General features: G+C 45.5%; 9 protein-coding genes. 5 read left to right on the top strand and 4 right to left on the bottom strand.

Going from position 1 to position 13,860, the window contains the following annotated elements; genetic code table 11:
• Positions 1-55 precede the first annotated feature (55 nt).
• A complete protein-coding gene (recA, locus tag NP165_RS01970) occupies positions 56-1,102 on the bottom strand; it encodes a recombinase RecA (protein ID WP_257084679.1) in 1,047 nt (348 codons plus the stop codon).
• A 189-nt stretch (positions 1,103-1,291) separates the two neighbouring features.
• On the bottom strand, positions 1,292-1,783 hold the full coding sequence (gene pncC, locus NP165_RS01965; protein WP_257084678.1) for a nicotinamide-nucleotide amidase: 492 nt from the start codon (positions 1,781-1,783) through the stop codon (positions 1,292-1,294).
• Positions 1,784-2,012: 229 nt separating this feature from the next.
• Here pncC and NP165_RS01960 point away from each other — a divergent pair, with 229 nt between their 5' ends.
• Together NP165_RS01960 and mutS are read left to right on the top strand one after the other, a co-directional pair.
• Positions 2,013-3,551, top strand: coding sequence for a GGDEF domain-containing protein (locus NP165_RS01960; RefSeq protein WP_257084677.1), 1,539 nt, complete (start codon positions 2,013-2,015; stop codon positions 3,549-3,551).
• 244 nt (positions 3,552-3,795) lie between these two features.
• Positions 3,796-6,360: a DNA mismatch repair protein MutS gene (gene mutS, locus NP165_RS01955; RefSeq protein ID WP_257084676.1), complete on the top strand. Its 2,565-nt coding sequence runs from the start codon at positions 3,796-3,798 to the stop codon at positions 6,358-6,360.
• Between the two features lie 70 nt (positions 6,361-6,430).
• On the opposite strand, the gene lptG is transcribed toward mutS, so the two are convergent.
• Together lptG and lptF are read right to left on the bottom strand one after the other, a co-directional pair.
• The gene (lptG, locus tag NP165_RS01950; protein ID WP_257084675.1) at positions 6,431-7,501 is read right to left on the bottom strand and encodes an LPS export ABC transporter permease LptG; all 1,071 of its coding nucleotides are present in this window, start codon (positions 7,499-7,501) and stop codon (positions 6,431-6,433) included.
• 3 nt (positions 7,502-7,504) lie between these two features.
• Positions 7,505-8,605 (bottom strand): LPS export ABC transporter permease LptF, encoded by a 1,101-nt coding sequence (lptF, locus tag NP165_RS01945; RefSeq protein WP_257084674.1) that lies wholly within the window; start codon positions 8,603-8,605, stop codon positions 7,505-7,507.
• A 190-nt stretch (positions 8,606-8,795) separates the two neighbouring features.
• On the opposite strand from lptF, the gene pepA reads away from it, so the two are divergent.
• From pepA to NP165_RS01930, 3 genes are all read left to right on the top strand, one after another.
• A complete protein-coding gene (gene pepA / locus NP165_RS01940) occupies positions 8,796-10,304 on the top strand; it encodes a leucyl aminopeptidase (protein WP_257084673.1) in 1,509 nt (502 codons plus the stop codon).
• A gap of 61 nt (positions 10,305-10,365) precedes the next feature.
• The gene (locus NP165_RS01935) at positions 10,366-10,815 is read left to right on the top strand and encodes a DNA polymerase III subunit chi (protein WP_257084672.1); all 450 of its coding nucleotides are present in this window, start codon (positions 10,366-10,368) and stop codon (positions 10,813-10,815) included.
• Between the two features lie 115 nt (positions 10,816-10,930).
• Positions 10,931-13,789 carry a valine--tRNA ligase gene (locus NP165_RS01930; protein WP_257084671.1) on the top strand — a complete coding sequence of 953 codons (2,859 nt, stop codon included), beginning with the start codon at positions 10,931-10,933 and terminating at the stop codon, positions 13,787-13,789.
• Positions 13,790-13,860: the final 71 nt, after the last annotated feature.

Here is a 13,860-nt window from a genome sequence, read left to right as displayed (position 1 = left end):
TTAAATACAACAAAGCCCCGCATGTGCAGGGCTTATTCGAATCTAATTGATTAGATTATAGTTCTTCTTGCTCAGGCATCTGACCAAGCTCAGCATCTTCTGGCTGGATTTCAGCTGGAGAAAGTAGCATTTCACGCAGTTTAGAATCAATCGCTTTTGCAGCTTCTGGATTCTCACGGAGGAACTTACCTGCGTTTGCCTTACCCTGACCAATCTTATCGCCATTGTAGCTATACCATGCACCCGCTTTTTCAATTAGCTTGTGCTTAACACCTAGGTCAATTAGCTCACCTTCGCGGTTGAAGCCCTGACCGTATAGGATCTGTGTTTCAGCTTGTTTAAATGGTGCGGCAATCTTGTTCTTAACAACCTTGATACGCGTTTCGTTACCTACAACTTCATCGCCTTCTTTGATAGAACCTGTACGGCGAATATCAAGACGGACAGACGCATAGAACTTAAGTGCGTTACCACCAGTTGTGGTTTCGGGGTTGCCAAACATCACACCAATCTTCATACGGATTTGGTTGATGAAGATACACATACAGTTAGACTGCTTTAGGTTACCCGTTAGCTTACGCATCGCTTGAGAAAGCATACGTGCCTGTAGACCCATGTGGCTGTCGCCCATTTCGCCTTCGATTTCAGCTTTAGGTGTTAGTGCTGCTACCGAGTCAACCACCATCACATCAATTGCGCCTGAACGTGCTAATGCGTCACAAATTTCCAGCGCCTGCTCACCCGTATCTGGCTGAGAAACAAGTAGTGCATCGATATCAACGCCTAGTTTCTTCGCGTAAACAGGGTCTAGTGCGTGTTCTGCATCAATGAAAGCACATGTTTTGCCTTCACGCTGAGCTGCTGCAATAAGTTCAAGAGTTAGTGTCGTTTTACCTGAAGATTCTGGGCCGTAAATCTCAACGATACGCCCCATAGGCAAACCACCAGCACCCAATGCAATATCTAAAGAAAGTGAACCAGTAGAAATGGTTTCTACATCCATTGCGCGGTTATCACCAAGGCGCATAATAGAGCCTTTGCCGAATTGTTTTTCAATCTGACCTAGCGCAGCGGCGAGCGCTTTTTGTTTGTTCTCGTCCATCACTTTCTCCAAATATTTCATCAAGGTGTTGATGAAAATGAATTCTTTTAATCTAAATTTCGGGCTACCCCGAACAATCTATGAAGGCCATTATACTGTTGATTCATACAGTGTCTATAGCTATGGGTGATTTTTTTGGAATTAGATCATATCTAACTAATTTTAAATACTTTTTATATCCCACATGAGTTAACAGGCAGAATCATCCAGTTTTTCATACAGTACTTTTAAAGCTGTCTCAACGGCCTGTTGGCGTATTTGGCTGCGGTCCCCTTTGAAATGATAGGTTTTGATTTTTTCCCAACCTAAGTTATCGGCCCAACCAAAACAAACGGTTCCCACTGGCTTTGTTTCGCTGCCCCCGCCAGGCCCTGCAATTCCGCTGATCGAAACCGCCATTGTCGCTTGCGAGTTTGCCAAAGCGCCTAACACCATTTCACGAGCTACGGCTTCGCTGACAGCGCCATGACTATCCAAAGTCTCCGCTTTTACTCCAAGCATTTCCATTTTTGCATTATTGCTATAGGTGATAAATGCGCGATCAAACCACTCGGAGCTCCCCGCGATATCGGTGATCGCCGCGGATACTCCGCCACCAGTGCAGGACTCAGCCGTTGCCAACACTTGCCCAGTAGATTTAAGCCTTCGACCTAGGCGTTCCGATAAACTGATTTCAGACATATGGTCCCCTCCTTAGATGATTCAAAGTTACTATCCTAAAGCGAGCATTACCGAAACGGAAGACGGTTACATGTTATGTATCAGTTTTGTGATTATCTTAAGTTAAAAAACTCGAATAAAAAGAAAAATATCAATTAACCTGAGGAGTTAGCTTCTATACTTAAGAGTGCAGAATATTTGATCTATTAAGCCTTTTCGTCTTTGATAATCCCCAAAAGTGAATTTAATAATGCTGAAAACCGCAGATTATAAAAGATCATTGTTCTTCACTGTCGTCTTGGCTGTCATTGTTAATGCACTGCTTGTTTTGTACGTCGTGAAGCAAACAGAATCCATCAGTCAGATGGAAGACTTGATGTACAATAAATCGCCTCAAGAATTTGCTGTTAATCAAAAACTCACTGAAATAGAACGTCAACTTGGGTATTTAGGCTTCATCCACCACTTTAAGAACTACGTCATTAGACGGGATATTCAATATTTCCATGAAGCGAGTGGAAAATATCAGCTGCTTACTTTTCAACTCAATGAGCTGGAGGAGTTAGTTGATAGCTCTAGTATTCAGGAAGAAATAGAAGTTTTGCGTAGTACATTAGATGAATATTTCCATAAGCTAATGCTCGCTAAAGAAGAATACACATCGCTTTCAGTCGAGGAATTAGATCGTATTGTCAAAGTTGATGATGCGGCGGCTGGGCAAGCATTGTTGGCGATACAACGAAGCCTTATCCCTAAGCGCGAAGAAATTATTTCCTCCTCAAGAACACAACTCGAGCACATGCATCAATATATGTGGGAGTTTAACTTTTTCCTTCTGCCGACAATATTGGTCACCACACTTTTCATCATCGCTACTCTAAAACGCTCTACTTATCTATCTCAAGAGTTGGAGCAGATTGTTGATATATCTCCAGACGCCATCCTCTATTTAAACAAAGGAGGTGAAATTCTCCGAGCAAACAAGCGCGCTTCCGTACTATTTGGCTACACCCAGAGTGAATTTAGTCGTCTGGTGATAGAAGATCTTGTCACCTCTCCGCTACGATCGAAGCATTCTGAGTATCAGCAGTTATTTCATCAAAAAGAACCATCCAACGAAATGGGCAATAAGTTCAGACCAATTCAAGGCGTATCCAAAGATGGGCAAACGTTAGAGCTCACTATCGCCATTACGTCAGCGCTCATTGTCGATAAACCTCGGACAGTTTGCGTAATAAAGGATATGCAAGCCCACAACTACCTAAAGCAGGAAGCAGAACAAGATCATCTTACTCATTTATACAATCGACGAGCTATAGACCACCTGTTGTTCAGAGAGCTCTGCCGCTCTAAGAAAATATCGACAGACCTCTCTATCCTACTTATTGACTTAGATAACTTCAAAAACATCAATGATGAGTTTGGCCACGCGTTTGGGGATAAGACACTCGTCAAAGTGGCCAGTTTCTTACGTGCGAATACCAGAAACTACGATATTTTAGGTCGATGGGGAGGTGATGAATTCATTTTGATCTGCCCGAACCTACGCGAGAGCCACTCAGTTGCTTATGCAGAGAGACTCCTTGATGGCTTCCAAAAAACGACCATTGCGCACGGAGGTCTTGGACTGAGTATCGGAATAGCAACGAATTCTAAACACCAACAATACGACGAAAAAAGTATCTTCGACGCAGCAGACAAAGCCCTATATACATCCAAAAAACGAGGAAAATCACAGGCAACACATATCAATGATGTTGGAAAACACGATGTTCGACGTAATGCCTAATCAAAATGTCTATTTATCTCTGGCGAGGGCGTATTCCTCAATACAATAATTGCCCTTTGACTGGCAGGTTTGTTACTCTTCGCTTAATTCAAGGTACAACTACTTTTGCTGACGAGTACGAGTTACCGCTCTGTGATTTCAAAACCTCAATCACAAGCCATTGCCAACATTAACGTTTCAAGCATTCAGCAAATACCTTTCGAGTTTAATGACGAAAACTGAAAACAGGTCGCCCTCAATACATATGAAAGAACAAAAACACACCCCAATGATGCAACAGTATTTAAAGCTCAAGGCTGAAAACCCTGACATCTTACTGTTCTACAGAATGGGCGATTTCTATGAGCTTTTCTATGACGATGCTAAGCGTGCATCTCAATTATTGGATATTTCGTTGACCAAGCGCGGTGCATCCGCAGGTGAGCCAATTCCCATGGCGGGAGTGCCATATCACGCAGTAGAGGGGTATCTCGCAAAGCTGGTTCAACTTGGTGAGTCAGTCGCGATTTGCGAGCAAATTGGCGATCCAGCAACCAGTAAAGGACCCGTTGAGCGTAAAGTTGTTCGCATTGTGACGCCCGGAACAGTAACAGATGAGGCGCTGTTATCTGAGCGTATCGATAACCTTATTGCAGCGATCTACTACCACAATGGTAAGTTTGGCTATGCGACTCTCGATGTGACTTCTGGACGATTCCAATTGATGGAACCAGAAACAGAAGAGGCCATGGCGGCAGAACTGCAACGCACTGCACCTCGTGAGCTACTGTTTCCAGAAGATTTCGAACCAGTACACCTCATGTCTTCCCGTAATGGTAATCGTCGTCGTCCGGTATGGGAGTTTGAGTTAGACACAGCCAAGCAACAGTTGAATCAGCAATTCGGTACTCGCGACTTGGTTGGTTTTGGCGTTGAACATGCAAAACATGGTTTATGTGCCGCAGGATGTCTGATTCAGTATGTCAAAGATACGCAGCGCACCGCATTGCCGCATATTCGCTCCCTGACCTTTGACCGCCAAGATCACTCCGTAATCCTCGACGCCGCAACGCGTCGAAACCTAGAGATCACACAAAACTTAGCTGGCGGAACGGATAATACGTTATCAGAAGTGCTCGACCATACCGCAACGCCGATGGGTAGCCGCATGCTAAAACGCTGGCTGCATCAACCAATGCGAGACATCGAGACACTAAACCAACGCTTAGATGCCATTGGCGAGATCAGAGATCAATCTCTATTTAGCGATCTTCACCCAGTGCTGAAGCAAATTGGTGATATTGAACGTATTCTTGCCCGACTCGCACTAAGAAGTGCCAGACCTCGTGATATGGCTCGCCTTCGTAACGCTATGCAGCAACTGCCTGAACTTGCTGATGTTATGACGCCCCTATCCCACCCATATTTAGCCAAACTGGCACAATACACGTCTCCTATGGATGAGGTGTGTGATCTGCTAGAGCGTGCCATCAAAGACAACCCACCAGTGGTGATTCGTGATGGTGGCGTTATCGCAGAAGGATACGATGAAGAGCTGGATGAGTGGCGTAAGTTAGCTGATGGTGCAACAGAGTATTTAGACAAACTCGAGGCAGATGAACGTGAACGCCACGGAATCGATACGCTCAAAGTCGGTTACAACAATGTTCATGGCTTTTTTATTCAAGTAAGTCGTGGCCAAAGCAACTTAGTCCCGCCACATTACGTGCGTCGTCAAACGTTAAAAAATGCAGAACGTTACATCATTCCTGAGCTCAAAGAGCACGAAGATAAGGTTCTTAACTCGAAGTCAAAAGCTCTAGCGCTTGAGAAAAAGTTGTGGGAAGAGCTATTTGATCTTCTTCTTCCACACCTTGAGCAAATGCAGAACCTCGCCTCTGCCCTATCTCAAATTGATGTTCTACAAAACTTGGCTGAACGTGCGGAGACGCTCGATTATTGTCGTCCGGTGCTAAGCCAAGACTCGGGTATCCATATTCAAGGTGGCCGCCACCCTGTCGTTGAGCAAGTTATGGATGAACCCTTTATTGCCAACCCGACAGAGCTGAATCCACAGCGCAGAATGTTGATTATCACCGGTCCGAATATGGGCGGTAAATCAACCTATATGCGACAAACAGCGTTGATTACTCTGATGGCTCATATTGGTTCTTATGTGCCTGCGGAGTCGGCTCATATTGGTTCTATTGATCGCATTTTCACGCGCATTGGTGCATCAGATGATTTAGCCTCTGGCCGTTCAACATTTATGGTCGAAATGACAGAAACCGCCAATATCTTACACAACGCGACAGAACGCAGTTTGGTGTTAATGGACGAGATCGGACGCGGAACCAGTACCTATGATGGTCTGTCTCTAGCATGGGCAAGTGCAGAGTGGCTGGCGAAAGAACTTGGCTCAATGACGCTGTTTGCGACTCACTACTTTGAATTGACCGAGCTTCCTAACCAAATTCCGCATCTCGCTAACGTTCATTTGGATGCAGTAGAGCATGGCGATACGATTGCTTTTATGCACGCAGTACAAGAAGGCGCAGCCAGTAAATCTTATGGCTTAGCCGTTGCAGGGTTAGCAGGCGTGCCGAAAAGCGTAATTAAAAACGCCCGCGCTAAATTGACTCAACTTGAGCAGCTCAGTCATGAAAGAGGAAGCTCTTCGTCGCTGAGCTCTGCCGTCGATATTGCCAATCAACTGAGCTTAATCCCTGAACCAAGTGAAGCAGAACAAGCTCTGGCCAATATCGACCCTGATGACCTAACCCCTCGTCAGGCATTGGAAGAGTTGTACCGACTCAAAAAATTACTTTAGTTGATACAAAAAACTGAGTTGATACAAAAACGGCTGCCATGAATGGCAGCCGTTTTTATTCATTTTTGCTTTACAGTTTTCTTCGCAACAACATCAAAGCTAAGCCAAGAAACACCACACTAGGCATCAAAGCACCGAAAACCGGTGGAATCCCATACACCAAGGTCAGTGGTCCAAAAAACTCACTCGATATGTAAAACGTAAACCCTGCGACGACACCCGAGAGTACTCTTGCTCCCATACTGACACTGCGCAAAGGTCCGAAAACAAACGACAAGGCAAGTAGCATCATTACCGCGATCGATATTGGCTGAGTGACTTTACGCCAGAGTGCAAGCTCATAACGTGACGAATCCTGCTCAGACGCTTTTAAGTAACTGACATAATCGTAAAGCCCACTTAATGACAACTCTTCAGGTTTTACCGTCACCACGGCTAGCTTATCAGGTGCCAACGACGTGCTCCACGGCATCTCATCCACGTTGCTCTTGGTGATGTTTGTCTCATCGGTCATATCTGTGATCTGAACATCACGCATCAACCAAGTGTTATCTTGTTGATAGTCGACTTCTTCCGCAAACACCACAGACTTCAGCTTTTTATCATCATCAAATTGCCACATGTTTAAAGCGTAAAGCTTGTCATCCTCGACTTTTCCGATAAAGATAAAATCGTTAGTATCACGAGCCCAAACCCCAGCTCGGACAGAAGCAATGCTACCGCCCGACAATGCAAACGCACGCAAGTCACGAGCCATTTTTTGTGCTTCAGGCGCACCCCATTGACCTAAAGCCATAACAATAAGCATCAAAGGTACGGCCGTTTTCAGCACCGATAGGCCAATGTCGAGCTTTGAAAATCCGGCCGCCTGCATAACCACCAGCTCGGAGCTTGACGCCAACATACCTAAGCCGATCAAAGCACCTAGTAGCGCCGCCATCGGGAAAAACATCTCGATATCACGCGGAATACTAAGCAGAACAAAGTACAGCGCGTGCATCAAATCATACGCGCCTCTACCAACTTTACGCAGCTGCTCAACATACTTGATGATGCCAGAAAGACCAATAAATGTAGCTAAAACCAGCGTAGAAGTAGCAATTATTGTTCTACCGATATAAAGGTCTAGGATTTTAAACACAGCTTACGCGAGCCTCTTTTTGCGGAATTTTTCTTTGAATTTTCTTGCTGCCACACTATCCATCATATTTGCCAAAATAGCCACCAACAGCAGAAGTGCGTTTATCGGCCACATACCAACAGATGCTGGAATATCGCCGTTTTCAATGGCCGACTTAGTCGCACTGATCGATAGGAAGTAGGCAAGATAAATCAATATGGCAGGTCCCATTTTAGCAAATCGGCCTTGTCGAGGATTTACCGCCGACAAAGGGATCACCAACATAGTCAGCAAAGGAATACACACGAACAGTGAAATACGCCAATGCAGCTCAGCTTGCGCAGATGGATCTGGGTGTCCAATTAAGGCAACGGTCGGGTAAGCTTCCCAATCTCGTCCTTTCTTCTTAACTTCTCGCTGGCCAATCACACCTTCATATTCATCAAACTTCGTGACCATGTATTCCACACGAGTTGGGACACCTTCGTAGCGAGTGCCCTCTTGCATCACGATCACCTGACGTCCATCAGACAGCTCTTGTACTTCACCTGAAGAAGAGTACATAACGCTCGGTAACACAGAGTTTTTCGGTCTCATTTGAGAGACAAAAACACCATCTAGTGTTTTACCATTGATATCATCGATGAAAACAATAGAAGAACCATCCGGCGTGCCTTGGAATTGCCCTTTCTTTAGCAGGTCAACACTGTTTTCTGCTTGGACTTGCTCCATTAGAAGTTCAACTCTGTCTTGAGACCAAGGTGAAAGCCACAGCGCGTTAAACGCGGCAAGACCGGATGTGATCAACGCAAGATACAACGCGGCTTGGATAAGGAACTTATTTCCGATACCCGTCGCATTCATAACAACAATTTCACTTTCTGCGTACAGACGACCGAAAGTGATCAAAATCCCTATATACAAACTTAACGGCAGCATCAACAAACCCATTGCAGGCATATTTAAGCCTACAATGGAAAAAATCAATCCCGCTGGAATCTCACCGCCTGAAGCATCAGAGAGCACACTAATGAACTTCTGACTCACAAACACCAAAAAAAGCACAAAAAATATGGCTAACTGTGTCTTGAGTGTCTCGCGGATCAAATATCTAACAATAATCACGCTGAAATTACCTATACAAAACTTGTTTTTTTAATTGAATCACTATAATTTCCCGTTGAACCTTATATTTTTAAATTTTTGGCTAACTGTTAATGCGCTTATTTAAAGTCAGTTCCGGTTAGGGACTCAACAAGTAAGACGCCATTATCCAACATTTAGTTCTATTTGTCTTCAGGATGTAGGAGTACGCATGGAGTTCAGTGTAAAGAGTGGTAGCCCAGAGAAACAACGTAGCGCATGTATCGTTGTAGGTGTGTTTGAACCACGTCGTCTTTCTCCGGTTGCTGAGCAGCTCGACAAAATCAGCGATGGCTATATCAGTTCACTACTTCGCCGTGGTGACCTGGAAGGTAAACCGGGGCAGATGCTACTGCTTCATCAAGTACCAGGTGTTCTTTCAGAGCGCGTTTTACTCGTCGGTTGCGGTAAAGAGCGTGAATTGGGTGAGCGTCAGTACAAAGAGATCATTCAAAAAACCATCAACACCCTAAACGAAACTGGCTCTATGGAAGCGGTTTGCTTTTTAACAGAGCTACACGTTAAAGGTCGTGACACATACTGGAAGGTTCGCCAAGCCGTTGAAGCGACCAAAGATGGCCTATACACGTTTGATCAGTTTAAAACTGTGAAGCCTGAAACTCGTCGTCCACTTCGTAAACTGGTATTTAACGTACCAACTCGTCGTGAACTAAACCTAGGTGAAAAAGCCATTACCCATGGCCTTGCTATTTCTTCTGGTGTTAAAGCATCGAAAGATCTAGGCAATATGCCACCAAACGTAGCAAACCCTGCGTACCTTGCATCACAAGCTCGTCGTTTAGCGGATGATTACGAGTCAGTAACGACGAAGATCATCGGCGAACAAGAAATGGAAAAACTGGGTATGACGTCATACCTAGCAGTTGGCCGTGGCTCTAAAAACGAATCTATGATGTCTATCATGGAGTACAAGGGCAACCCAGATCCAGATGCAAAACCAATTGTATTAATCGGTAAAGGCCTAACGTTCGATTCAGGCGGTATTTCACTTAAGCCAGGCGAAGGCATGGATGAGATGAAGTACGACATGTGTGGTGCGGCATCCGTATTCGGTACAATGAAAGCCCTAGCGAAGCTAAACCTACCAATCAACGTAATTGGTGTGCTTGCTGGCTGTGAAAACATGCCGGGCAGCAACGCTTACCGTCCGGGTGATATCCTAACTACAATGTCAGGTCAAACGGTTGAAGTTCTTAACACTGACGCGGAAGGTCGTTTAGTACTGTGTGATGCGCTAACGTACGTAGAGCGTTTCGAACCAGATTGCGTTGTTGACGTAGCGACACTGACAGGTGCTTGTGTGATCGCGCTTGGTCACCACATCAGCGGTGTTATCTCTAACCACAACCCTCTGTCACATGAACTCATCAACGCGTCTGAGCAAGCGAGTGACCGCGCATGGCGTCTACCAATGGCTGACGAATACCACGAGCAGCTAAAGAGCCCATTCGCTGACATGCAAAACATCGGTGGTCGTCCTGGCGGTACTATCACTGCCGGTTGTTTCTTGTCTAAGTTTGCGAAAAAGTACAACTGGGCACACATTGATATCGCAGGTACTGCGTGGAAATCAGGAGCGGCGAAAGGCTCTACTGGTCGTCCAGTCTCAATGCTTGTCCAATTCTTACTGAACCGCAGCGGCCACGAGACTGAGGAATAATATTCCAACTACTAAAAAGGGCCGCAAGGCCCTTTTTTCATATATTGGATGAAAATACTGTATGCCAAATGCTACTTTTTACATCATCAAACCTGAAAGTCCGCAAGCGCAAAGTGAAGGCTTTCTGGAATACGTTGTTTTTCTTGCTCAGCATTTTGCCAAGCAAGGTGCAAAGGTATACATCAATGGTGATAGCAAAACGCAAGCCGAACAGCTTGCAGAGTACTTTTGGCAAGTAGAACCAGAACAGTTTATTCCTCACAACCTTGTTGGTGAAGGGCCTAAATATGCAACCAATATTGAAATAGGCCACCAGAGTGTCAAACCCTCTTGGAACCGCCAATTGGTAATAAATTTGGCTGAAAATGAGACAACCTTTGCGAACAAGTTTGCCGAAGTGGTAGACTTCGTCCCTTGCGAACAAAAAGCCAAGCAACTGGCGCGAGAAAGATATAAAATCTATCGCCAAGCTGGCTATCAGCTACAAACGATCGAGATCGAACACAGCTAATACCATTAGCATAAAACCGGTCAATCCTTATAGTTAAGGCGATCTTACTGAGATCCCTCACTTATAAAGATTGACTTAGAATTAAACCAGACCTATCTGCAGAATATCTATAGCTATGGAAAAAACATACAACCCAACTTCAATTGAACAAGCGTTATACCAAGCTTGGGAAGAGAAAGGCTACTTTAAGCCACACGGTGACACGACAAAAGAATCATACAGCATCATGATCCCGCCACCGAACGTCACTGGCAGCCTACATATGGGCCACGCATTCCAAGACACCATCATGGATACACTGATCCGTGCTGAGCGTATGAAGGGCAAAAACACCCTTTGGCAAGTAGGTACTGACCACGCAGGTATCGCAACTCAGATGGTTGTAGAGCGTAAAATCGCGGCAGAAGAAGGCAAAACTAAGCACGATTACGGACGTGATGCTTTCATCGACAAGATCTGGGAATGGAAAGGCGAATCTGGTGGCACGATCACTAAACAGCTTCGTCGCCTTGGCGCATCAGTAGACTGGGATCGTGAGCGTTTCACGATGGATGACGGTCTATCAAATGCGGTACAAGAAGTGTTTGTTCGTCTATACGAAGAAGACCTAATCTACCGTGGTAAACGTCTGGTTAACTGGGATCCAAAACTACACACTGCGATCTCTGACCTAGAAGTAGAAAACAAAGACAAAAAAGGCCACATGTGGCATTTCCGCTACCCACTAGCGGACGGCGTGAAAACTGCTGACGGTAAAGACTACATCGTTGTTGCGACGACTCGTCCAGAAACCATGCTTGGTGATACTGGTGTCGCAGTGAATCCAGAAGATCCACGCTACAAAGACCTAATCGGCAAAGAAATTCTTCTTCCTATCGTTGATCGTCGTATCCCTATCGTGGGTGACGAGCACGCAGATATGGAGAAAGGGACTGGCTGTGTGAAAATCACACCTGCGCACGACTTCAACGACTACGAAGTTGGTAAACGCCACCAGTTACCGATGATCAACATCCTCACGTTTGATGCGAACATCCGTGACGCTGCTGAAATATTTAACACGAACGGCGAAGCAAGCGATGTCTACTCAACCGAGCTTCCTGCTAAATACCAAGGTATGGAGCGTTTTGCTGCGCGTAAAGCGATCGTTGCTGACTTTGAAGAGCTTGGCCTACTAGACGAAGTTAAAGATCACGAACTAACCGTTCCTTACGGCGACCGCGGTGGCGTGGTTATCGAGCCAATGCTGACTGACCAGTGGTATGTTCGTGCAGCGCCTCTTGCTGAAACAGCAACGAAAGCGGTTGAAGACGGCGAAATCCAATTTGTTCCTAAGCAATACGAAAACATGTACTTCTCTTGGATGCGTGACATTCAAGACTGGTGTATCTCTCGTCAGCTTTGGTGGGGTCACCGCATCCCTGCATGGTACGACAACGACGGCAACGTGTACGTAGGTCGCACTGAAGAAGAAGTACGTGCAAACAACAACCTAGCGCCAGTTGTGATTCTACGCCAAGACGACGACGTACTGGACACTTGGTTCTCTTCTGCACTATGGACGTTCGGCACACAAGGCTGGCCAGAAAACACAGACGATCTGAAAACATTCCACCCTTCAGACGTACTAGTAACTGGTTTCGACATCATCTTCTTCTGGGTTGCTCGTATGATCATGATGACGATGCACTTCTGTAAAGATGAAAACGGCAAGCCACAAGTACCATTTAAGACGGTTTACGTTACTGGTCTAATCCGTGACGAAAACGGCGACAAGATGTCTAAGTCGAAAGGTAACGTACTTGACCCAATCGACATGATTGACGGCATCGATCTTGAATCTCTGGTTGAGAAACGTTGTGGCAACATGATGCAGCCTCAACTTGCAGCGAAGATCGAGAAGAACACGCGTAAGACGTTTGAAAACGGTATCGAACCATACGGTACTGACGCACTGCGTTTCACTCTGGCAGCGATGGCTTCGACTGGTCGTGATATCAACTGGGATATGAAGCGCCTAGAAGGTTACCGTAACTTCTGTAACAAGCTATGGAACGCAAGCCGTTACGTACTGATGAACACTGAAGAGCAAGATTGTGGCTTTGGTGCAGGTGAGGTTGAGTACTCACTAGCAGACAAGTGGATCGAATCTCAGTTTGAACTAGCAGCGAAAGAGTTCAATACTCACCTAGACAACTTCCGTCTTGATATGGCTGCGAACACAATTTACGAGTTCATCTGGAACCAATTCTGTGACTGGTACTTAGAGCTAACTAAGCCAGTTCTATGGAAAGGCAACGAAGCTCAGCAACGCGGTACACGTCGCACGCTAATCACGGTTCTTGAGAAGACACTTCGCCTGGCTCACCCAGTGATCCCATACATCACAGAAACTATCTGGCAAAGCATCAAGCCACTAGTTGACGGTGTTGAAGGCGATACAATTATGCTTCAAGCGCTTCCTCAATTTGATGAAGCAAACTTCAACCAAGAAGCGTTGGATGACATCGAATGGGTGAAAGCGTTCATTACCAGCATCCGTAACCTACGTGCTGAGTACGACATCAATCCAGGTAAACCGCTTGAAGTGATGCTGAAAGCAGCCAACGAAAAAGACGCAGCTCGCCTAGAAGCGAACAAACAAGTGCTGGTTTCTCTAGCGAAGCTTGAGTCTGTACGTGTACTGACTGCTGGCGAAGAAACACCAGCGTGTGCAACGGCACTTGTAGCGAAGTCTGAGCTGATGATCCCAATGGCGGGTCTGATCGACAAAGACGCAGAACTTGCTCGTTTGGATGGCGAAATCAAGAAAACTCACGGCGAAATCAAACGCATCGAAGGTAAGTTAGGTAACGAAGGTTTCGTTGCAAAAGCACCTGAGGCGGTTGTAGCGAAAGAGCGTGAGAAGCTAGAAGGTTACAAAGAAACTCTAGCTAAGCTTGAAGAGCAAAAAACGACTATCGCAGCGCTGTAATTCCAGTGACTGAGTAAAAGAAAAGGCAGCGAAAATTCGCTGCCTTTTTTATTTTATTGATTTATTGAGGA

The organism is Vibrio japonicus, from assembly GCF_024582835.1.
Lineage (GTDB): Bacteria > Pseudomonadota > Gammaproteobacteria > Enterobacterales > Vibrionaceae > Vibrio > Vibrio japonicus.
This window is presented reverse-complemented; position numbering and strand designations above follow the sequence as displayed.